The organism is Hyphomicrobium sp. (assembly GCF_036833075.1).
GTDB lineage: Bacteria > Pseudomonadota > Alphaproteobacteria > Rhizobiales > Hyphomicrobiaceae > Hyphomicrobium_C.
Genome location: NZ_DAITQL010000013.1, coordinates 43,365 through 64,505 on the forward strand (window position 1 = coordinate 43,365; position 21,141 = coordinate 64,505).

Consider the following 21,141-nt stretch of genomic DNA (forward strand, 5'->3'; position numbering starts at 1 on the left):
GTAGATGCGGGTTTTGCGAAGATCGTTCCGCAAGCGGACAGAGTGCGAGACGGACTGTTTCGGGGTCCAGTAATTTCTCCCGCACTGCCTGGGCTTCCGGGTGACAGCGCCGCTTGTTTGATCAAGATCAAGCAAGCGGCGCTGTCACCGAACTCCATCGCAGATCGTCCGAAGGCTGAGGCCTAGATCAAGAAAGAGAAGATGATGTTCATCGCCATGAATCGCTTCAAGGTCGTGAAAGGTGCGGAGGCCGACTTCGAGAAGGTCTGGAGCTCGCGCAAAACCCACCTCGACGAATTTTCCGGCTTCATCGAATTTCACCTGCTCAAGGGGCCGGAGCGCGAGGATCATGTTCTTTATGCCTCCCACACGATCTGGCGTTCCAAGGCCGACTTCGAAGCCTGGACCAAATCGGAGCAGTTCCGCAAAGTTCACGCCAGCGCGGGATCGGCCAAGCCGCTCTATCTCGGCCATCCCGAGTTCGAGGGGTTTAGCGTGCTTCAGACGGTGGCCCAAGACGGAACCCGCAGCGTCGCCGCAGAATGAACCGTAAGCCGCAAGAGCCCCATGGCGCCCGGCCGTTCGCCCTGTCGGCTCTGCAATCCGATCGAACGCGCCTTAGGCGTCAACACGCCCCTCTTTCCGTATCCGTCTTGCCAGCCTAGAGGCGCTGCCTCTGGCCTGATCTTCCGAGGCGATCGCGCCTCGTTCCACCGGAGGCACCGTGAGCCCGGTCGCGTGTCGTGCTAGCGCCGAGACGAAGCGCCAGACCCTGGCGCGCTGGACGCTGGCCGCCCTGTTCGCCATGGCCGTGCATAGCGGCGTTGCGCTGGCCGTCGCGCACTGGCCATCGCCGGAGAGTTCCGCGGACGAGCCGCCGGCCGCCATGCTGATCGAGCTCGCGCCGCTGCCGTCCGCACCCGAAGCCGCGCCGCAGGAGGTTGAGGCGGGCCTCCTCCAGCAAGCCTCCGAGGAGGCGAAACCGGTCGAGACGAAGACGGAGCCTCTCGACGACACGCCGACGGAGCCGGAGCCGCTCGCTGCCGAGATGCCGTCCGAAACTCTGCACGCGACACGGGACGATACGGTCTCCGCCATGCTCGAGATGCCGGACCTGCCGGCGATCGCGGAGGCTGAGGCGGTTCTGGAGGTCCAGGCTGCGAGACCGGCCAAGGAAAAGGCGCCTGCGGAGCCGAAAACGCGTGAAACCAAGAAAGAGACGGATGAGAAGGCCAAGCCCAAGAAAAAATCCGTGGCGCAGCAGGCCTCCGCGCCAAAGCCTTCGGCAGCGGCACGCGTGAAAAGCACCGCCGCACCAACGTCGAGCACGGGCTCATCGATGTCGATGGCGACTTGGCGCGGCCAGGTCATGGCGCACCTCAACCGGCGCAAGCGCCATCCAGGCGGAGCCGCGGGCGGTACGGCATCGGTCTCCTTCACCATCGATCGTTCAGGCCGCGTGCTGTCGGCACGCCTCATCCGCTCTTCCGGCAGCGCCATTCTCGATCGCGAAGCCGTCGCACTTGCTCGCCGCGCGAGCCCCGTTCCCGCCCCGCCCGCCGGTATCGGCCGCGGGACCGTCAACTTGAGCGTGCCGGTTCGTTTCGCTCGATGAAGACCGTCTTGTTTGGGCTTTCTGCTTATAGAGTGTATACTGATAGACAGCATAAGGAACGCTTGAGCCGCGGCCGCGTTCCGACGAACGGCGCGCAGCCTGTGTGCAAATCGCCACACGCACGCGATGTTCCGTCGAAATCTATACTTAAAATATCAACTAATTGCTCGACGACAAGTTTGAGCCTCCCCTTCCCGCTTATGTTCGCCTCCGCGCTCATGGATCACTCGTGCGGATCGGACGAGACGATCGGGCGTGCAATCGGTGTCCCATGACACGCCCGTAAGGAAGGGAGCGTTGGTGCGTTGAGCTCTGAGATGACAGCGGCGGATCTTGCTCCGTATTTCGCTCGGATCGGAGACGACCCGCTCCGCGACGCGTTCACGGCGCGCCGTGCCGTCCTGCCGTGGCGGCACAAGCGGCCGCTCGCCGAGGACGCGGTGCCCGCCACATGGGCTCGCCTTATGAGCAGCCATCGCTCGCCCAATAAGCGGCTCGTCTATATCCACGTGCCGTTTTGCGCCAACCACTGCCTGTTCTGCGGCTTTTACCGCAACGCCTACACGCCGGGCAGCGCCGCGTCCTACGTGGATCTTCTGGTCGAGGAGATCGAGCACGAGGCCGCCGCACCGGTGCCCGGGAACCAGGAGATCGAGGCCGTTTATCTCGGAGGCGGTACGCCGAGCGCTCTCTCCGCAAAAGAGCTCTCGCGAATTCTCCGCACCGTCAAACGCTCACTCCCCCTCGCCCCCGATTGCGAGATCACGCTCGAGGGGCGCATCATCCATTTCGATCCCGAGAAGATCGACGCCAGCCTCGAGGCCGGAGTCAATCGTATCTCCATCGGAGTGCAGAGCTTCGATACCGCCGTCCGGCGGCGGCAGGGGCGGCGCGCGGGCAAGGAGGAGGCGATTGGCTTCGTCGGCGCCATCCGCGATCGCAATCGCGCGGCCGTGGTTATCGACCTCCTTTACGGGCTTCCCGGCCAGAGCGACCGGATCTGGAGCGAGGATCTGCGCATCGCCGCGGATATCGCGCCCGACGGCGTCGATCTCTACGGCCTCAACCTCATTCCCGGAACGCCCCTGCAGCAAGCCATCGGGGCGGGCAAGTTTCCTGCTGCCGCAACGCTCAAGGACATCGGCGCCATGTACCGGGCCGGTGTCGAATTCCTCGCCGCCAAGGGCTGGGCTCAGATCAGCAACAGCCACTGGGCGCGAACGCCGCGCGAGCGCAACGTCTACAATCTGCGCATCAAGGAGGGTGCCGATTGCCTTGCCTATGGCTCGGGAGCCGGCGGCACGCTCGGCCGATACAGTTATTCCGTCGCGGCAGACCTCGACACCTATCGTGACGCCGTCACGGCCGGAAAAAAGCCGCTCGACGGAATGCGCGTGTCGAATTCATTGCAACCCGCGCGCAATGCGATCACGGCCGGCCTCGAGGTCGGGCGCCTGGATCTCGAACGTATCGCCCTCCCCCATGGCGACACGCTTGCAGCCCGCGTTGCCCCGCTCATCGAGCAGTGGCGCGCCGCGGGCCTCGTATTGGTTGCAGGTCACGTCGTATCGCTCACGACGGCAGGACGCTTCTGGTACAGCAATCTCATCTCGGCTTTCGACTCAATCCTGTCCGAAATCGACCCTGGCGCCGTTCCTGGCGTTTCAGCCGATGCGAACCACATCCCGGAACTTCATCAGAGAGCATCGCAGCCATCATGACCAATTCTCGCTCGACAGAACCCCACGATCTCGTCCGCAAGGAGCTTGCGGAAAACCCCGGCGGCATCCTGGAGAGCACCGCCTCCCAGCACGGCCTGTCGCTGCAGGACACCGTCGAATGCCTTCCGGCTGCCATGTGGAAGCGGATATCGGGCGCCCATTTCATCGATGTCATGCAGGACATCTCCCAATGGGGAAGCGTCACGATCATCTCGCATACCAGGGACGCCATCCTGGAGTTCGAAGGCCCGCTCCCGACGGGAAGCATGGGCCACGGCTTCTACAATCTGTCCGGCGGCAGCGCGTTGAGCGGACATCTGCGAGCCGACAATTGCAAGGCAATCGTGTTCCTGCGGCGCCCGTTCATGGGCAAGGACACGGCGTCAGTGCAGTTCTTCAACGCCGATGGGGAAGCCATGTTCAAGATCTTCGTCGGCCGTGACGAGACAAAGCGCCTCAAAGCCGATCAGGTTGAAAAGTTCTCTCAGCTGGAAGGCCGCTTCCCGGCGGCCGGGAGCATGCATTGACATGAGGCCGGTACTGATCTTCGGGGCGAGCCGAGGTGTCGGTTTGCTTCTCGCGCAGCAGTTGCGGAAGGAGGGCGTTCCGGTTTTCGCCATGCTTCGGCCGGGAGCTCAGCGCGCCGATCTTGACGCACAAGGCGTCCACGTTGTCGGCGGGGACGCATTCTCCTTTGCGGACGTGGAGCAGGCCTTCGCTCTGTCTCTGGCAGAGCTCGATGTGGTGTCGACCTTGGGCGGACGGGGCGCGTCCGGCCGTTACGTTGATGAGGATGGAAACATCAACGTCATTGACTGCGCCCGAGTGCACAAGATCGTCCGCTTCGTCCTCGTGACATCGATCGGCTGCGGAGAGATGGCGCCCTATCGGTCCGAGCGCGCTATCGCAGCGTTCGGCGCCGCCGTGGACGCGAAAACCCGCGCCGAGGAGCATCTGAAGCGCACGATTCCCTCAGGCACGATCATCCGGCCGGGAGGCCTGCGGTCGGAGCCGGCCACCGGGCGTGGGATCCTGACGACGGACCCCGCGATGCATGGCTTCATCAACCGCGCAGACATGGCGGACCTTGTTGTGCGCGCGCTTCGAGACGAAACGACGGCCGGACGGGCCTTCGCCGCGGTCGATGCCGACCAGGCGAAAAGCGTCAATCCGATCGCGCCTTTTCCTCTGGCAGCATGAGCGAGCGAGGCCGGGAATGAAACTCAGTTTTCTCATGATCATATTGACGATGCTCGAGAGCGGAGACATGTCGGCAGCGTTCGTGAATACGGACTCTCTCGACGAATGCGAGCGCCGCGCGAAGGCCGTTAGCACGATTCTGGCGGGCCAGAAATTGCCGATCAAGGATCTCGTCTGCCGGCGCTCCGAGGCGACTTTCGAACCGTTCTCGCACAGCGGAGAAAACGCCGGCGCGTACCGGTACATCGTGACGTTCGACGAGCGCGAGGCGTGGGTGACGCCGCGCGCCGCCGATGCAGCCTGTGACGGCCAAGGCGCTTCGGCTCGAGCTCCACCCGAACCCGTTCGATTCTGCGTGTCATCTGCGCAGAAGCTGCTTTCGGAACAGAACTGACGGCTGAGAAAGCCGGCGGATTGCACTGTGGCGCGGCAACGCGTTTTCACAGACGGCCTTGTTGTGGCGTATTTCAGGGAAGGACACGACCATGAAGACGATGAAGCTGGGCCTCAGGGCTGAAGGCGGGGCGCATCCGCGAGGCCCGCTTCCGCGCCGCTCCCCATGCCGGCCCCTGACGAAGGGCATCGCAGTGAGCCTGATGCTGTCGGCAGCGTCGCTCGCCTCTGTGCCGTCTCGAGCCCAGAACAGCACCGTCTGGCTCGACGAGGTCACCGTGATCGGCACGCGGACCGAGGTCTCCGTGCAGAACAATCCGGCGTCCGTCACCGTCATCGATCAGCAGCAGCTCGAGCGCAAGGCGCCCGAGAGCATCGCCGAGATGTTGCGTGACGTCCCGGGCGTCGAGGTCGTCGACGCGTCCGCCGCCGGCATGAAGCGCCTGCGTATCCGCGGTGAATCCTCGGCGCGCGTCACCATCCTCGTCGACGGGCAGGAGATCACCGACCATAGCACGTACGGCACGCCGATCCTGATTGATCCGAGCAACGTGGAGCGCATCGATGTCGTGCGCGGCCCTGCGTCGGTCCTCTACGGCGCCAAGGCGATCGGCGGCGTCATCAACATCATTACGAAACGGGGATCCGAGAAGCCCGTCGAGGTCGAGCTGGGTGGCAGCTATTATTCCGCAACCCGGGGATATCAGGGATGGGGTGCCCTTTCGGGAACGATAGACAATATGGACTATCGGATCTCAGGCGGCCTCGAGGATCACGGCGACCGCAAGGTTCCGGAAGGGCGATACACGTCGACCGGGAGGCTCGATGGGACATCGTTCGACACCGACAATCTCTATCTGCATCTCGGCTATACCTTCGGTGCCGCGAAGAACCACTACCTCGCCTTCAAGGCGGAGCAGAACCGGTTGTCGACCGAAAGCTGGACTGATCCGACGACCCTCGAGTATCCGGTTACCGATTTCAGAATTGAGCTGCCCCAGCGCGACCGCCAGAAGGTCGGTCTCTACTACGACGGCAAGGATCTTGGCCCCGTTCTGCGCAACGTGCATGTCGACGCCTACTATCAGACGATCGATCGCCTGTTCCTGAACGAAGTCGTGATGAGGCCTACGGCCAGCACAACGGTGGGGGTGACGTCGACATCCGACGATCAGATCGAAAACTTCGGCGGCACGGCGCAGGCCGATTTCCAGTTCCATCCCGATCACTACACAATCATGGGTATTCACTACCTGTCGGACGGCCTGGATGCCGCGAAGACCTCGACGCAGGTCGCGACGATATCACGGCCCCCCCCTCTCTCCCCCATCGTAAGCACCACTTACTCAGAGGGCGTCGACAATGCGTTCATCCGGACGGCGTCCGCCTTCGCCCAGAACGAATGGTCCTTCGCCAAGGACTTCAAGCTCGTGACCGGCGCCCGCTACTACTATGTCGAGACCGAGCTCGATTACACGACCAACGCCAGCAAAGAGCTCGGGACGGACAGCGACGGCCACATCGTCACCTCCGCCAGCCTGGTCTACACGGGCATCCAGGATACGACGCTCAGAGCCCACTACGCGGAAGGCTATATCATGCCGACGCTCTTGCAGCTCTTCACGGATTCGTCGGCCGGCCGCGGCACGCTCACATATGGAAATCCCGATCTCGATCCCGAGACGTCGCGGAGCTACGAGATCGGCGCCCGGTATAACGCAAGCGGTCTCGCCGTGGACCTGACGGGCTTCTACACGACGGCAGATGACTACATCGCCACCATCCACTGCGGCACGGGCGCGGCATGTCCCGCCACCGCGACCGCGGCGGAGTACATTTACGACAACGTCAACGCGGCGACGACCTATGGCATCGAGCTCATGGCCGAATACACCATCCCCGGCACCGCGTTCACGCCTTACGTGAATGGCGCATGGATGAAACGCGAGCTCGAGCTCAACGAGTTCGATACCTACAACAGCAATACGCCGGAATTTTCCGGCCGCTTCGGCGTGCGCCACGAAACGGTGATCGGAGGGTTCCCCCTGTGGGCCGATCTTTTTGTACGGGCTGCAAGCGGCGTGAAGCTATCCTCCTGGAATACCACGAGCGCCTCCGTCGAAACCGACTCGCTCCCGAGCTGGGCGACGCTCAACTTTGCCTTCGGCGGAGCGCTCACGCGCGACGAGTCGACGACATTCGCGATCAGCCTCAACAATCTCACCAACGAGGAGTATCGCTCGTCGTTCGACGAACTTCCGGGCGTGGGCCGCAGCGTCGAATTGACTGCCCGCATGAGGTTCTGACGCTTGGCCTGAACGAGCATGCTTCGCCCGTCACGCCGTGATCACGGCCGTGGCGGGCGTGCGTTTGGAATAGGCCGGCATCGGGCGGCGCAGGGGTCGGCAGAAAAGACGAGCCCCCGCCAAGCGCAGCCCGCTCCCGGCCGACCTCAGGAGAACGCGACGCCCGGGCGCACGCCGAGACGTTTGAGCACAATCGCCACCGGGCAGAAGCCCGTGGCCGAGGCTTGCAGCATGTTCACTCCCACGAAGGCCGTGAGCAGCAGCCAGTAGGGGCTATGAACCTGGCTGAGCGCGAGGCTCGCCAGAATCATGCAGCCTGCGAAAGCCAGAACGGCGCGATCGATCGTCATTTCGACGTCCTCCGGTGCTTGGACCCGGCGGGAGCACAGAACAGCTCGTGCAACACGCCGATGAGGCGGACGACGCGACTGTCCGCCAGGCTGTAGTAGATCGTCTGGGATTCGCGTCGCGTCGCGACGAAGCCACCCTCCCTGAGCTTGGCGAGATGCTGCGAGAGGGCCGACTGGCTGAGCGGCACAACAGCCTCCAGCGCCGATACCGACCGCTCCCCCTTGTGCAGTTCGCACAGGATCATCAGGCGATGCTGGTTGGCGAGCGCCTTGAGAAGGTCGGCCGCTTCCTCGCTGTTCGAAACGAGCTCTTTAATATTCATGTTTACTAAATTAGATTATACTGATATCGCCGTCAAGCGGCCAATCCCGATGCGGGATGGAAGAAGGGAACACGGAATGAGACGACGCGCCGGAACGGTTGCGCTGCTCTGCATGCTGGCCCCCATGATGGGTGTCGCGGCGCGCGCCGACGATCCGAAGACATTCAAGGTTGAGACCACCGAGATCGATGATCTCAAGTCTGTCTACGCCACGGTGCGCAGCCGGGATCTGATCTACGCCCGCGTGCGAACGCCGGGCACGGTGGAGTCCCTGAAGGTCGACGAAGGCGACGCCGTCCAGGAAGGACAGGTGCTCGCCCTCGTCGCCGATCCGAAAATCTCTCTCAAGATGAAGGCCATCGACGCCCGGATCGTCGCTGCGACCTCGCGCATGGACACGGCGAAGCTCGAGCTCGATCGCGCCAGGACCCTTCTTGAGCAACGCGTTTCACCCCAGTCGCGCCTCGATCAGGCGCAGACGGCCTATGATGTGGCCATCAACGACCTCAAGGCGGCAGAAGCCGAGCGCGCGGTCGCCGAGACCGAGATCCAGGAAGGGGAGGTGCTGGCGCCGACGGCCGGCCGCGTGCTCAAGGTTCCCGTCACGCAGGGCAGCGTCGTGCTTGCCGGCGAGAGCATCGCGACCATCGCGGCGGGCGGCTATCTCCTGCGTCTCGAGCTGCCGGAGCGCTACGCGCGATTCATGACGGTCGGCGATGCGGTGCGCCTCGGCGCGCGCGGCCTTGGCCTCTCCGAGGGCCCGGCGACCGAGGGGCGGATCGTGCAGGTCTATCCGGAATTGGACAACGGTCGCGTGATCGCGGATGCCGAAGTCGCGGACCTCGGTGCGTATTTCGTAGGCGAGCGCGTGCTGGTTTGGATCTCGGCCGGCAAGCGCCAGTCCTATGTGGTGCCAAAATCGTATGTCTTCCGCCGTTTCGGCATCGACTACGTGCGGCTTGCGCGCGAAGGCGGCGGATATGCCGATGCCGTCGTTCAGACCGGGCGCGCGGTCGAAGGGCCGGACGGGCGACAGGGCATCGAAATCCTCGCTGGCGTCGCAACCGGTGACGGGCTGGTGCAGCCATGACGTCCGATCCCCGCCTCGGGGTCTCCGGCTTCCTGACCCGCGCCTTTATCCAGTCACCGCTCACGCCGCTCATCCTGCTCGTCAGCCTCGTGCTCGGGATCATTGCGCTCGTGGTACTGCCGCGCGAGGAGGAGCCGCAGATCTCGGTCCCCATGGTGGACATCTTCGTCACTGCCGACGGGCTCAAGGCCGAGGACGCGGTGAAGCTCGTCACCGAGCCGCTCGAGACGATCGTCAAGGCCATCAACGGCGTCGAGCACGTCTATTCGAACACCGAGGACGACCGCGTGCTCGTCACGGCGCGCTTCTTCGTCGGCACGCCCCAGGACGACGCCATCCTCCGCGTGCACGAGAAGGTGCGCGCCAATTACGACCGTATCCCCGTTGGCATTCCCGAGCCGTTGATCATCGGGCGCGGGATCGACGACGTCGCGATCGTGACGCTGACGCTGGCCCCGAAACCCGGCGCCGCGCACGTCGAGGACAACGCGCTTTATCACATTGCCGAGACCCTGCAGGTCGAGCTCGCCAAGCTCGAGGACGTGGGAATGAGCTACATCATCGGCGGCCGCCCCGACCAGATCCGCATCGAACCCCTGCCGGAACGCCTCGCGCTCTACGGCGTCACGCTCGCCCAGCTTGTCGGCAAGGTGAAGGAGGCCAACCGCTCGTTTCTCGCCGGACGCGTGCGCGAACGGGGCGAGAGCCTCGCCGTCGCCGCGGGACAGACGCTCCAGGGCGTGCCCGACATCGGCCTCCTCCTGCTCACCACGCGCGACGGCCGTCCCGTCTACGTGCGCGACGTTGCCAACGTCGTCGTCGGCGCCAAGCCGCTCGAGCATCGCGCCTGGCACGTCACCAAAGCGGACGATGGCAGCAGCCTCCACCGCGCACCCGCCGTCACCCTGGCGCTGGCGAAGCGCGCCGGAGCCAACGCGGTGGTAATCTCCGAGCGCATCGTCGAGCGTGTGGCCGCCCTCAAGGGCAATCTCATCCCCGACGACGTGGAAATCACCGTCACCCGCAACTACGGAGAAACCGCAGACGAGAAGGCGAACGAGCTGCTCTTCCACCTCGGTCTCGCCACGCTCTCGATCGTGCTGCTCGTCGGCCTCGCTGTCGGCTGGCGCGAGGGCGGGGTCGTGCTCATCGTCATTCCCGTAACGATCCTGCTGACGCTGTTCGCCTCATGGCTTCTCGGCTACACCATCAACCGCGTCAGCCTGTTCGCGCTCATCTTCTCGATTGGCATCCTGGTCGACGATGCGATCGTCGTCATCGAGAACATCGCGCGCCACTGGGCCATGCACGACGGGAGGAGCCGCATCTCCGCGGCCGTCGACGCCGTGGCCGAAGTCGGCAACCCGACCATCTTCGCGACGCTGACCGTGGTCGCGGCGCTGCTTCCGATGCTGTTCGTGTCGGGCCTCATGGGCCCCTACATGAGCCCGATCCCCGCCAACGCCTCGGCGGCCATGGTGCTCTCGTTCTTTGTTGCGGTGATCGTGACGCCCTGGCTGATGGTCCGTTTCAGCGGCAAGGGCACGGGCGGCGGACACGCGGAGGCGGCCGGCGGCGGCTGGCTCGGACGCGGCTATAAGGCGGTCGCGCGACCTGTCATCGCCACGCGGCGTAGGGCACTCGTCTTTCTCCTCCTCGTCGGCGCGGCGACGCTCCTGTCGCTCGTGCTGTTCGCGACGAAGTCCGTAACGGTGAAGCTTTTGCCGTTCGACGACAAGTCCGAGCTGCAGGTGGTGATCGATCTGCCGCCCGGCGCCAGCCTCGAGGACACGGACCGCGTGCTTGCGGCGGCGGCCGGCCGTCTCGCCGGGCTCGACGAGCTGTCCTCCATCCAGGCCTATGCGGGCACGGCGGCACCCTTCAACTTCAACGGCCTCGTGCGCCACTATTACCTGCGCAGCGCGCCGCACCAGGGAGACCTGCAGGTCAACCTCGCACCGAAGAGGGAGCGCACGCGGACAAGCCACGAAATCGCGCTCCATGCGCGCCGGCTGCTCGAAGGCCTGCCGGCCCCCGACGGAACGGTCGTCAAAGTGGTCGAAGTGCCGCCCGGCCCGCCCGTCATCGCCACGCTCCTCGTCGAGGTCTACGGACCCGATGCGGACCAGCGCCGCGCGTTGGCCCACGAGGTCGCCGCCCTCTTCCGCTCGGTGCCGTTCATCGTTGACGTCGACGTGAGCTTCCGCGAAGGCGCGCCGCGGCTGCGCATCGCCATCGATCAGGACAATCTCGAATTTCACAAGGTCGAGGAGCGCGACGTCTACGACACCATAGCCGCCTATCTCGGCGGCACGACCGTCGGCTATTCGCACAAAGGCGGCGGCCGTCATCCCGTCGAGATCGCGGTTGGGCTCCCCAAGACCGATCTCGCCATAACGGAGGCGACGCTCTCGACGCCGGTCCCGGCCAACGCGCTTCCCGGCGAGCGCGGCATCGTCGAGCTCGGCGAGCTCGTCAAAATCGGACGCGAGGACTCGTCCCCCGCCATTTTCCGCCACAACGGCCGTCCGGCCGAGTTGGTGATGGCGGAGCTTGCCGGAGACTACGAGGCCCCGATCTACGGCATGCTGGCCGTTCAGAAGCTGATCGATGCCAAGGAGTGGGGCACGCTGGCGAAGCCGGAGGTGCGTCTGCATGGTCAGCCCGAAAGCGAAGCCGCACCCGTCCTGCTCTGGGACGGCGAGTGGGAGGTGACCTACGTGACCTTCCGTGACATGGGTGCCGCGTTCGCCGTGGCGCTGCTCGGCATTTACGTGCTGGTCGTGGCGCAGTTCCGCTCGTTCACGCTCCCGCTCGTCATCCTGACGCCCGTACCATTGACGTTGATCGGCATCATGATCGGGCATTGGCTGTTCGCCGCCCCCTTCACGGCGACATCGATGATCGGCTTCATCGCGCTCGCCGGCATCATCGTCCGCAACTCGATCTTGCTGGTCGACTTCATTCAGGAACGCCGCACCGGAGGAGCGCCGCTGCGTCAGGTGCTGCTCGAGGCCGGCGCCATCCGCTTCAAGCCGATCCTGCTCACGGCACTCGCCGCCATGATCGGCGCCGCCGTCATTCTCGCCGATCCGATCTTCCAGGGGCTCGCCATTTCGCTCCTGTTCGGGCTGGTCTCTTCGACCTTGCTGACAGTGCTCGTCATCCCGGCGATCTACGTCGTATTGCGCGACGACCCGCCATCGCACGACATGGGAGCCGCCTAGGTGCGCGCCACAGGAGGAGCCGCCCGGAAATGCCGTGAAGTGGCTTGGAGATCGTCCACTTCCCGGTATAGAAACGTTTGAAGCGGACGGCACGATAGACCGCCGCATCGCAACGGCGGAGTGGATGTGACCGGACATACTTGGGATCGGGTGCCCATCGACGCCCAGAGCATTGAGGCCCCGCTTTCGCGCGCCGCCATCTTTCTGGTCGTTGCGGTCGCGGATGGCGATGACGCGATTGCGAGCGTCCGCGCGGCGCTCGACGGGCTTGATGACCTTATCAAAACCGTCGGCTTTCGCGATCTGGAAGGCAAGTTGTCCTGCATCGCGGCGATCGGGTCTGCTCTATGGAACAGGCTCGAGTCGTCCAGCCGGCCGGCTGACCTCAAGCCCTTCTCTCCGATTGACGGCCCTGCCCATAAAGCACCCTCCACACCGGGCGACCTCTTGTTCCACATCCGGGCTGAGCGGGCCGATCTGTGCTTTGAGCTGGAAAAGCTGCTGCTTGATGCACTCGGTGACGCGGTGCGCGTCGTCGATGAGACTTCGGGGTTCCGTTATTTCGACGCGAGGGATCTTCTCGGTTTTGTCGACGGAACCGCGAACCCGGTGGGTCAGGACATTCCGGATTCCGCATTGGTCGGAGACGAGGATCCAGAGTTCGCCGGCGGCAGCTACGTCGTGGTCCAGAAATATCTGCACGATATGTCTGCATGGAAGGCAATTGGCGCTGACCGGCAGGAGAAGATCATCGGCCGCACCAAAGTGGACAACATTGAGCTCGACGACGAGACGGAACACCAGAAGTCGCACAAGAGCTTAGCAACCATCGTCGACCCACAGGGGGTCGAGCATGATATCTTGCGAGACAATATGCCGTTCGGCAGCCCGGGGCGGCGTGAGTTCGGAACATATTTCATAGGATATTCCCGGCGGCTTTGGGTAATCGAGAAAATGCTGGAGCGCATGTTCGTTGGTGAACCGGAAGGCGCCTACGATAGGCTTCTCGACTTCTCCACGGCACAAACCGGCACGACCTTCTTCGCCCCCTCGCGATCAACGCTGGCAAAGTTGGCAAGGAAGGGGGCGTCCTGACCCCGGACCGCCAATGGGCACGATCGCTTTTCGGCAACCACTCAAACCTCGATCGCAATCGAGGTGGGCAGCCGTTTGAGCCGTGCGCGGCCGACGTCAACTCCAGGCATTGCGCGTCATGGTTGGGCCGTCTGAATTGAGGGCGGGCGCTGTCGGTATTGTGCTGCGCCAGTCGGTGGTGCCGAGCCAAGAGATGTCGGCGCTTAGATGCCAGGCGACGTTCATGGCTGACACCCGACGTCGCCGATGACCGCCTCATGATGGGAAAAGTCCTTTCTCCGCCGGCCCCGCCGACCAGCGCTATTCATGCCGGAGCGCCTCAATGGGATTGAGTTGCGCGGCCCGCCGGGCAGGGAAGTAGCCGAACACGATGCCGACAAGGGCAGAGAAGGCGAATGCGAGCAGGATGATGCTCGGGTCGATCGTGAATGGAAGCTTCAAGACCGCGGTGCCGAGCCAAGCGAGGCTCAAGCCCATGATGACGCCGATCAGCCCGCCGAACAGCGACAGCACGATGGCCTCGGCAAGAAATTGCGCCAGCACCTGGCCCTCCAGGGCACCGATGGCAAGCCGTATGCCGATCTCCCGCGTCCGCTCGGTCACGGAGACGAGCATGATGTTCATGATGCCGATGCCGCCGACGATCAGACTGACGCCGGCGACAGCGCCGAGAAGGCCGGTCAGGATCGACGCGGTACCGGCCGTAGCCTGCACGATCTGCTTCATATCGGCGACGGAGAAGTCGTCCTCCTTGCCCTGCGTTATATTCCGGCGCTCGCGCAGCAGCGCCTCGATGTTCGCCTGCAGCCTTGCCATGTCGACGCCGTCGCGCGCCGAAACCATGATGCGACTGATATCGGTGTTTCCGGCAATCCGCCGGTGGAAAGTGCGGAGCGGCATCAGCACGGTGTCGTCCTGATCGGAGCCGAAGCTCGACTGCCCCTTGGCCTCCAGGTGGCCGATCACCTCGCAAGAGACATTGCCGACGCGGATGATGCGGCCTACGAGATCGCCGCTGCCGAGCAACTTTGACCGGACCGTGGCGCCGATGATGCATGCGGCACGTCCGCCTCTGAGCTCGCCGTCGGTGAATGTGCGTCCCGACGACAGGGCCCAGTCCTGGGCAATGAAGTAGTCGTTGTCGGTCCCCGATATTGAAACGATGCGGTTCTCCGTGCCGGCAACGACGGTCGCCGATTTCTGAGCCAGCGGCGCCACGGCTTTGATGCCGCTGAGCTGCGTTTTCATGACGTCAATGTCGCGCGCATTGAACGGCTTGGCATCCGTGCTCGCTCGTCCCGGCCCGAACTGGCCGGGATTGATCATGAGCAGGTTGGAGCCCAGCTTGGCGAGATCCGCGGTGACCTTGGTGGTGGCGCCATTGCCGATGGTGACCATGGCGATGACGGCACCGACGCCGATCACGATGCCGAGCACAGTCAGCAGCGAGCGCATGACGTTTCGCCGAAGTGCCTGAACCGCCAGCCGCAGAATTTCGAAGGCCATCACACGCCCTGCTTGTTGAGGACATCGCTTTCGATGCGGCCATCGACGAAGCGGATCACGCGCCGGGCATAAGCGGCGATGTCCGGCTCGTGCGTGACCATGACGACCGTAATGCCCTGCTCGCGGTTGAGACGGGTGACCAGCTCCATGATCTCGATGCTGGTCCGCGTATCGAGGTTTCCGGTCGGCTCGTCGGCAAGCAGCACCTCGGGCGAGGTGACGATGGCGCGTGCGATGGCAACGCGTTGCTGCTGGCCGCCCGAGAGCTCGCTCGAGGTGTGCCCGCCGCGATGGGCGAGGCCAACCTGCTCGAGCGCCCGCGACGCCAGCCGGCGCCGTTCGCCGGCCGACACTTCCCGATAGATCAGAGGCAGCTCAACGTTCTCCAATGCCGTCGTCCGGGGCAGCAGGTTGAAACCCTGAAAGACGAACCCCAGAAAATAGCGCCGGATCAGCGCGCGCTGATTGCGCGGCAGGCGCCCGACCTCGCGACCATGAAACAGATGATCGCCGCTGCTCGGTGCGTCCAGGCAGCCGAGGATGTTCATCGCCGTCGACTTGCCGGAACCCGAGGGACCCATGATGGCGATGAACTCACCCGCGGCGATGTGAAGATCGACCCCGGCCAGCGCGTGCACGGCGTTGGCCCCGGACCCGAACGTCCGCGTGACCTTGCAGAGTTCGATGAGCGCAGGAGGCGTAGAGACTTTCTGCAGCATGACCCATCACTTCGCCGACTGAATCGCATCGACGATCACCGCATCGCCCGGCTGCAGCCCGCCGCTGACCACCTCGGTGCGCCGGCCGTCGCTCGCGCCGACGACAACCTCTACGGGCTGCGGGGTCCCGTCGCGCAGCATCCACAAAGTGCGGCCTGGACCGGTCTCCTCGCGGGCGCTGGCCGCGCGCCTGGCAGGCGGCCCCGGCATCAGGCGCTGCAGGAAGCCGCGCTGGTCCTCTGCGGATGTGTCCGGCGGCGAATAGCGCAGCGCGGAATTGGCAACGAGCAGAGCATCGCGGATCTCGGCGGTTCGGATGTCGGCCGTCGCCGTCATTCCGGGCCTCAACAACAGCTCCGCATTGTCGATCGTGAGGATCCCCTTGTAGGTGACGACACCCGAGACGGTCTCGGAAGCAAAGCGGACATCGCGGATGACGGCCGGGAACTTGCGGTCGGGATAGGCATCGACGGAGAAGGTTGCATTCTGGCCCGATCTCACCTGGCCGACATCAGCCTCGTCGATATCCACCTGGACCTCCATTTTCTTCAGGTCCTCAGCGATGGTAAACAGGGTCGACGCCTGCAGCGTGGTTGCGACCGTGGATCCGGGGTCGATGTTGCGATTGAGCACGACGCCGGAGATCGGCGAGGTGATCGTCGCCTTGGCCAGGTTCGTCTCGTTGAGGGCGAGATCTCCCTCCGCGACACTGACGTCGGCGCGCGCGCTCTCGAGTGCCGCTTTGGCGCGGTCGAACGCGGCCTGGGCCGCATCGCGATCCTGAAGCGACACGGTCGCTCTCTCGGCAAGCGCCCGCTTTCGGGTCAGGTCGCGCTCCTTCTCGACAACGGTCGCCTCGGCTTCGGCGACCTTGGCCTTGGCCGACGCCAGCTTGGCGCGCGAGCTGTCGACGGTCGCCTTCAGCTTGTCGGTGTCGAGCTCGGCCAGAACCTGTCCGGCGGTAACGGCATCGTTGAAATCGACAAATACCTTGCGCACGGTGCCGGAGAGCTCGCTCGAAATGTCGACCTTGTTGGTCGGCTGCACCGACCCCGTTGCCGTGACGGTGACCACCAGGTTGCCGCGGCTCGCCTCGTCCGTGACGTAGCGTATTCCCGCAGAACCGGTGCGCAGCGACAAGGCCGTCCAGAGGGCAAGCCCGGCGACCGCCAGGAGAACGGACCATTTGAGGAGGCTGCGAGGAACGCGATGCGCGCCAGCCGACGGCGCACCGGCCAGAACAGCGTCGAGATCGACGCGTGAGCGGGTGTCTTCCAACCTGGTCGTCAACGGGTCCTCGCAAATCCTTGCAGGAGGTGATGCCGCGATCGTTAGGTCAACGCGGTTTCCCGGTTACGAACTTGTGTTTCCCAACATTTCCGTCGAGCGCCGACTTGTGTCGAAACATGTCTGACGGCCGCCTCGGACCCGGTTCGACACCAAATTCCACCCAATCGGGCCGCGCCAATACGCGCCGGTCACGGGTGCCGGACCGTCGCGATCAGCAGCTGGAGATCGGTTCTGCGGTAACATGCCGGTCAGGGCCGGAGTGGGCCCGGTTGCGCGCCGCTGATCCCGCTCCGCTCAGTGCTCCGCAGCGTTCGGCAGCTCGACGACTTGTACGAGGCCCCCTTTCGGCCCGTTCGCGATCCGGATATCCCCTTCGGCACGTTGGATGATCTCGCGAGCGATGGTCAGTCCCAACCCGGCACCCGGTATCTCCTGACGCCGTGCCGGATCGGCGCGGAAGAAGGGCTCGAAGACGTTGCCAATCATGGTCTCCGGGATTCCCGGGCCGTCATCCTCCACGATCACGCGCGCTACAGGTCCCGACGATGTCATGCGCACACGCGCATTCTTGCCGTGTGTCGCAGCGTTGATGATCAAATTTCTGAGCGCACGCCACAACGCATGCCGATTGGCGTGAATCACGGCGGGTTCCGCGCTCTCGAGGCTGACGGAATAGTCGAGCGCTGACAGCTCTTGAGCGACATCGCGCAGAAGGTCGTCCAGACGGAAGGACTCCGCGAGCGATCGGCCAGACTCCTCCCGCACCAACAGGATGGCGCTGTCGGCGATGTGTTCGAGCTCGTCGATATCCTTGAGCCACATCGCACGATCGTCGGTGTCGGCCACGAATTCCGCGCGAAGGCGCATGCGCGTGATCGGCGTGCGCATGTCATGGCCGGCCGCAGCAACGAGCCGCATGCGACTTTCCATGGCGCTCTTCAAGCGTGACGACAACGAATTGAGCGCGCGGGCGGCGATCTTGACTTCAGCCGGACCCTTGACGGGCAATTCCGGCAGGATTGCATCCGGCCCGACCTGCTCGATGGCCCGTTCGAGGAAGACGAGTGGCTGGATCATCCGATTGGCCACGAAGATGGCGATGGCCAAGGCACCCAGCGTAATCAATGCGAGCCACGTGCCGAGAACGTACCACCCGCCGTCGGGTGGAGGGAAATCCGGCACTTGAGCAATGATCCACCCTCCGTCTGATGGAACAGAAACGACTTGAGGGGCTGTGTCGCCGGCCCGCGAAACGATGACCTCGAGATCGACCCCCCGCTCTGCGAGCGCCTGCCGAAGCCACTTGGTCACGCCACGCCTCACCTCGCCCGTCGCAGGCGACGATGACACCGTCAGGACACCAGGCGCCTCCCTGGCGACGCGCGCGAGCGTCAACACTTGCTCGACGACGGGAGCCATGTACTGCCCCCCGGGTGGCCGCAAGAGATAAAGCAGGACGCCTGTGAGGACGCCGACCACCGAAACGATCACGACGGCCAGAAGCAGCACGAGCTTGGCACGAAGCGTATTCAAGCGAGGGACTCCTCAAGCTCGACTTTGACCGCGAGCTGATATCCGCCGTTGCGGACTGTCTTGAACACCTGACCGGCGCCCGCGCCGGTGAGCTTGCGACGCAACCGGCTCATAAGGACGTCGACGGAGCGATCGAAGACTTCACCATCTCGTCCGCGCGTGAGGTCGAGAAGTTGATCCCGTGACAGCACACGGCCGGGCCGGTCGAGAAAGACTTGGAGAAGGTCGAATTCTGCGCCTGTGAGATCGATCTCCGCGCCGTCCGGGCTCACGACCTGACGCAGAGCGGGGTCGACCGAGAAGCCTTCGAAGCGGTATCGTTTGGAAGATGCCGTCTGAGGCTGCGGTTCGGCTTGGCGTCTCAGCACAGCGCGGATGCGCGCCACGAGTTCGCGTGGATTGAAGGGCTTGCCGAGGTAATCGTCCGCGCCAATCTCGAGCCCGACGATCCGATCGACCTCCTCCTTCAACGCGGTCAGAAGGATGATGGGGATGGTCGAGCCTTCGCCGCGGAGGCTGCGGCACATGTCGAGCCCCGAGCCGTCGGGCAGCATCACATCGAGGACGATCAGATCAACCTTGTGGGTCGCGATGCGCTCGCGCAACTCGCTGCAGGTCGCAGCCAAAAGCACGCGGAACCCCTGGCTCTCGACATAGCGGGCCAGAAGCTTGCGGATCTCTGGGTCGTCATCGACGATAAGGATTTGCGGTGTGTGTTTGCTCATAGGCAACGCGTGGTTCGGAGAGTTCGTCTTCTAGCCGCCCAGCGGCCTCCACACGAGGCCTTTCTTGTAACAAAAGTTTAGCAGCTCCCGCCTCGGCAATGTTTCGAAACAAATCTCCTCGACGCAGAAAAGGAACGACACACTTTGCTCTAACGAGGACATGCGCCGCCGCTATCGATGGTGATGCCGTCAGGGAAGGTCATCATCTCCGTGAAGCTGAAATCGAAGAGTCTCGTTCGCATTCTGGCGTTGGCCACGCTGCCGCTTACGACGCCTGTCGCCTGGGGGCAAAGCGCGCCTGATCATGCCCTCTCCACGGGCCAGACCGATATCGCCAAAGCCTCAGGGAAGCGGAGCGATCGGCTCGTTGTAGTCGAAGCCAGTCACCCTCCTCCCCCCGGCGCTTTTTCTCCCGGCCCTCACGCAGGCAACAGACTGCCACCGCCCCCTCTCGAAGGAAGGCCGGGGGCTGGGCGGTCAGCCCTTGCACGTGACCTGGCTGCGCTGGAAACGGAAATCGGCATCCGGTCTCATCAGGTCGATGCGTGGCGCGATTTTACCGATGCGCTGCTCGCGGTGACCGCGCCTCCTCAGCCTCCGGCGCCACCGACGTCCGACGCAGGCCGGCCCGCGCTACCCAAGCCTGAGCCGTTCCGTCCCACCCTCATGCTCGCCAACGATGCTGCGGAGCGCGGGCGCAACGCGGAGAAACTGATCGCCGCCATCGGCGCCTTGCGCAGCGTCCTCACTCCAGCCCAACTCGAGAAGGTGGTCGCACTCGAGGTTCGGCTTGCGCCGCCGCCCGGCGGCCCACGTCCGCCGTTCGGCCATAGTCCCGGTCAGCCAGGTCCTCATCCGGAGCGAGGACCTGGCCCGGATCAGCCCGGCAGTGTCCCCACATCCCCGCCGCGCTGATCCACAGGGGCGGCATCTTTTCCCGGGTGCCGCCCCATCATCCTCTTTTTGAGGAACACCCGATGACAGACCGCGTTGTCCGCTCGCTCCAGCGGACCAGCCGTCCCGCACCGACCCTCGGCCGCCTCCGATCCACTCGGGTCCGCGGGGCAAACATGACCGCTGAAGCGCTGTTCGGCTCTCGCAGCTAAAGACTAGGCTGTCGTGCGAAGAAACTCTTGGCGCGTCCGCATGTCGTCGCGAAAGCTGCCCAGCATCATGCTCGTCACGAGGTCGGTTCCAGGTTTGCCGACGCCTCGCGTCGTCATGCAGTGATGCGTCGCTCTTATGACGACGCCGACCCCCTTGGGACGCAGCGCCTCATCGATCGCGCCGGCAATTTGGGCCGTCATCCGCTCCTGGAGCTGTAACCGCTTGGCGTAGATCTCGACTACGCGCGCCAACTTGCTGATGCCGACCACGCGGCCGTCAGGGATGTAGCCCACCCAGGCACGGCCGATGATCGGCGCCATGTGATGCTCGCAATGGCTGGCAAAGTCGATGCCGCGCAGGACGATCATTTCATCATAGCCCGCGATTTCATCGAACGTCTTGCGCAGGATCAGACCCGGGTCGATAGCATACCCGGCGAAATGCTGCGCGAACGCCCGCGCGACGCGGGCAGGCGTTTCGACAAGCCCACTGCGCTCGGGGTCGTCGCCCGCCCAGCGGATGAGGGTGCGGATCGCCGCTTCCGCTTCGCCCCGGGTCGGCGCTGCCGACGACCTCACGTCGGAACGATCGCGCTCCTGCGACGGCCCAGGCGGGGATCTAGTCAACATTGACGGTTCCCCTCATATTTGGATGAATGCGGCAGAAGTACCGAACGGCGCCCGATCGCTTCATCTCCAGGCGCGCAGACTTGCCGGCGGGGATGGTGAGGTCGAAACTTTCGTCCTCGGCCGTCGCGGTGTGGTCGAGAAAATCCTCGTTGATCCACTCGATGGTGTCGCCGACCTTGGCCTCGACCGCCTCGGGGGAGAAGGCAAGATCGGTGATTTTCACGACGATGCCCTGGCCGGCCGCCAGCCCGGCCAGGGCGGAGCAAAGCACACCTGCGGCCAGCGCAGGGCCGAAGATCGGAGCACGCATCG

General features: G+C 64.3%; 19 protein-coding genes. 10 read left to right on the forward strand and 9 right to left on the reverse strand.

Features of this window, described 5'->3' with window-relative positions; all coding sequences use genetic code 11:
- Nucleotides 1-204: 204 nt before the first annotated feature.
- The 7 genes from V7082_RS06105 to V7082_RS06135 all read left to right on the forward strand — a co-directional run bounded on the left by V7082_RS06105 (nucleotide 205) and on the right by V7082_RS06135 (nucleotide 7,235).
- Nucleotides 205-546: an antibiotic biosynthesis monooxygenase family protein gene (locus V7082_RS06105; RefSeq protein WP_334146793.1), complete on the forward strand. Its 342-nt coding sequence runs from the start codon at nucleotides 205-207 to the stop codon at nucleotides 544-546.
- A 178-nt stretch (nucleotides 547-724) separates the two neighbouring features.
- Nucleotides 725-1,615, forward strand: coding sequence for an energy transducer TonB family protein (locus V7082_RS06110; RefSeq protein ID WP_334146795.1), 891 nt, complete (start codon nucleotides 725-727; stop codon nucleotides 1,613-1,615).
- A gap of 317 nt (nucleotides 1,616-1,932) precedes the next feature.
- Nucleotides 1,933-3,336, forward strand: a complete 1,404-nt coding sequence (gene hutW / locus V7082_RS06115; protein WP_334146797.1) for a heme anaerobic degradation radical SAM methyltransferase ChuW/HutW — start codon at nucleotides 1,933-1,935, stop codon at nucleotides 3,334-3,336.
- Entirely contained in the window at nucleotides 3,333-3,863 is a 531-nt protein-coding gene (gene hutX / locus V7082_RS06120) for a heme utilization cystosolic carrier protein HutX (protein ID WP_334146798.1), read from the forward strand. The genes hutW and hutX overlap by 4 nt, the downstream gene beginning before the upstream one ends.
- A gap of 1 nt (nucleotide 3,864) precedes the next feature.
- Entirely contained in the window at nucleotides 3,865-4,536 is a 672-nt protein-coding gene (locus V7082_RS06125) for an SDR family oxidoreductase (RefSeq protein WP_334146800.1), read from the forward strand.
- Between the two features lie 67 nt (nucleotides 4,537-4,603).
- Entirely contained in the window at nucleotides 4,604-4,930 is a 327-nt protein-coding gene (locus V7082_RS06130) for a hypothetical protein (RefSeq protein WP_334146802.1), read from the forward strand.
- Between the two features lie 91 nt (nucleotides 4,931-5,021).
- A complete protein-coding gene (locus V7082_RS06135; RefSeq protein WP_334146803.1) occupies nucleotides 5,022-7,235 on the forward strand; it encodes a TonB-dependent receptor plug domain-containing protein in 2,214 nt (737 codons plus the stop codon).
- A gap of 146 nt (nucleotides 7,236-7,381) precedes the next feature.
- Here V7082_RS06135 and V7082_RS06140 read toward each other — a convergent pair whose 3' ends face one another.
- On the reverse strand, nucleotides 7,382-7,585 hold the full coding sequence (locus V7082_RS06140) for a YgaP family membrane protein (protein WP_334146805.1): 204 nt from the start codon (nucleotides 7,583-7,585) through the stop codon (nucleotides 7,382-7,384).
- A complete protein-coding gene (locus V7082_RS06145; protein ID WP_334146807.1) occupies nucleotides 7,582-7,908 on the reverse strand; it encodes an ArsR/SmtB family transcription factor in 327 nt (108 codons plus the stop codon). Before V7082_RS06145 ends, V7082_RS06140 begins: the two co-directional genes overlap by 4 nt.
- A 76-nt stretch (nucleotides 7,909-7,984) precedes the next feature.
- On the opposite strand from V7082_RS06145, the gene V7082_RS06150 reads away from it, so the two are divergent.
- From V7082_RS06150 to V7082_RS06160, 3 genes are all read left to right on the forward strand, one after another.
- Entirely contained in the window at nucleotides 7,985-8,998 is a 1,014-nt protein-coding gene (locus tag V7082_RS06150; RefSeq protein WP_334146809.1) for an efflux RND transporter periplasmic adaptor subunit, read from the forward strand.
- Nucleotides 8,995-12,225: an efflux RND transporter permease subunit gene (locus V7082_RS06155; RefSeq protein WP_334146811.1), complete on the forward strand. Its 3,231-nt coding sequence runs from the start codon at nucleotides 8,995-8,997 to the stop codon at nucleotides 12,223-12,225. Before V7082_RS06150 ends, V7082_RS06155 begins: the two co-directional genes overlap by 4 nt.
- Before the next feature lie 126 nt (nucleotides 12,226-12,351).
- Nucleotides 12,352-13,320, forward strand: a complete 969-nt coding sequence (locus tag V7082_RS06160; protein ID WP_334146813.1) for a Dyp-type peroxidase — start codon at nucleotides 12,352-12,354, stop codon at nucleotides 13,318-13,320.
- Nucleotides 13,321-13,620: 300 nt separating this feature from the next.
- Here the strand turns inward: V7082_RS06160 and V7082_RS06165 are convergent, their stop codons facing one another.
- From V7082_RS06165 to V7082_RS06195, 7 genes are all read right to left on the reverse strand, one after another.
- Nucleotides 13,621-14,826, reverse strand: coding sequence for an ABC transporter permease (locus V7082_RS06165; protein ID WP_334146815.1), 1,206 nt, complete (start codon nucleotides 14,824-14,826; stop codon nucleotides 13,621-13,623).
- A complete protein-coding gene (locus V7082_RS06170; protein WP_334146817.1) occupies nucleotides 14,826-15,545 on the reverse strand; it encodes an ABC transporter ATP-binding protein in 720 nt (239 codons plus the stop codon). Before V7082_RS06170 ends, V7082_RS06165 begins: the two co-directional genes overlap by 1 nt.
- 6 nt (nucleotides 15,546-15,551) lie before the next feature.
- Nucleotides 15,552-16,835: an efflux RND transporter periplasmic adaptor subunit gene (locus V7082_RS06175; protein ID WP_334146819.1), complete on the reverse strand. Its 1,284-nt coding sequence runs from the start codon at nucleotides 16,833-16,835 to the stop codon at nucleotides 15,552-15,554.
- Nucleotides 16,836-17,129: 294 nt separating this feature from the next.
- Nucleotides 17,130-18,368 (reverse strand): ATP-binding protein, encoded by a 1,239-nt coding sequence (locus tag V7082_RS06180; RefSeq protein ID WP_334146821.1) that lies wholly within the window; start codon nucleotides 18,366-18,368, stop codon nucleotides 17,130-17,132.
- Entirely contained in the window at nucleotides 18,365-19,093 is a 729-nt protein-coding gene (locus V7082_RS06185; protein ID WP_334146822.1) for a response regulator, read from the reverse strand. The genes V7082_RS06180 and V7082_RS06185 overlap by 4 nt, the downstream gene beginning before the upstream one ends.
- 1,109 nt (nucleotides 19,094-20,202) lie before the next feature.
- Nucleotides 20,203-20,829, reverse strand: a complete 627-nt coding sequence (gene folE / locus V7082_RS06190; RefSeq protein ID WP_334146823.1) for a GTP cyclohydrolase I FolE — start codon at nucleotides 20,827-20,829, stop codon at nucleotides 20,203-20,205.
- Nucleotides 20,819-21,139 carry a cupredoxin domain-containing protein gene (locus tag V7082_RS06195; protein WP_334146825.1) on the reverse strand — a complete coding sequence of 107 codons (321 nt, stop codon included), beginning with the start codon at nucleotides 21,137-21,139 and terminating at the stop codon, nucleotides 20,819-20,821. Before V7082_RS06195 ends, folE begins: the two co-directional genes overlap by 11 nt.
- Between the last annotated feature and the right edge of the window lie 2 nt (nucleotides 21,140-21,141).

Bases quoted from the DNA above. Each gene is read 5' to 3' on its own strand.
- V7082_RS06150 (WP_334146809.1), top strand. From the start codon at position 7,985: ATGAGACGACGCGCCGGAACGGTTGCGCTGCTCTGCATGCTGGCCCCC.
- folE (WP_334146823.1), bottom strand. From the start codon at position 20,829: ATGTTGACTAGATCCCCGCCTGGGCCGTCGCAGGAGCGCGATCGTTCC.
- V7082_RS06185 (WP_334146822.1), bottom strand. From the start codon at position 19,093: ATGAGCAAACACACACCGCAAATCCTTATCGTCGATGACGACCCAGAG.
- V7082_RS06170 (WP_334146817.1), bottom strand. From the start codon at position 15,545: ATGCTGCAGAAAGTCTCTACGCCTCCTGCGCTCATCGAACTCTGCAAG.
- V7082_RS06140 (WP_334146805.1), bottom strand. From the start codon at position 7,585: ATGACGATCGATCGCGCCGTTCTGGCTTTCGCAGGCTGCATGATTCTG.
- V7082_RS06145 (WP_334146807.1), bottom strand. From the start codon at position 7,908: ATGAATATTAAAGAGCTCGTTTCGAACAGCGAGGAAGCGGCCGACCTT.
- V7082_RS06125 (WP_334146800.1), top strand. From the start codon at position 3,865: ATGAGGCCGGTACTGATCTTCGGGGCGAGCCGAGGTGTCGGTTTGCTT.
- hutW (WP_334146797.1), top strand. From the start codon at position 1,933: ATGACAGCGGCGGATCTTGCTCCGTATTTCGCTCGGATCGGAGACGAC.
- V7082_RS06105 (WP_334146793.1), top strand. From the start codon at position 205: ATGTTCATCGCCATGAATCGCTTCAAGGTCGTGAAAGGTGCGGAGGCC.
- V7082_RS06135 (WP_334146803.1), top strand. From the start codon at position 5,022: ATGAAGACGATGAAGCTGGGCCTCAGGGCTGAAGGCGGGGCGCATCCG.
- V7082_RS06155 (WP_334146811.1), top strand. From the start codon at position 8,995: ATGACGTCCGATCCCCGCCTCGGGGTCTCCGGCTTCCTGACCCGCGCC.
- hutX (WP_334146798.1), top strand. From the start codon at position 3,333: ATGACCAATTCTCGCTCGACAGAACCCCACGATCTCGTCCGCAAGGAG.
- V7082_RS06130 (WP_334146802.1), top strand. From the start codon at position 4,604: ATGTCGGCAGCGTTCGTGAATACGGACTCTCTCGACGAATGCGAGCGC.
- V7082_RS06165 (WP_334146815.1), bottom strand. From the start codon at position 14,826: ATGGCCTTCGAAATTCTGCGGCTGGCGGTTCAGGCACTTCGGCGAAAC.
- V7082_RS06195 (WP_334146825.1), bottom strand. From the start codon at position 21,139: ATGCGTGCTCCGATCTTCGGCCCTGCGCTGGCCGCAGGTGTGCTTTGC.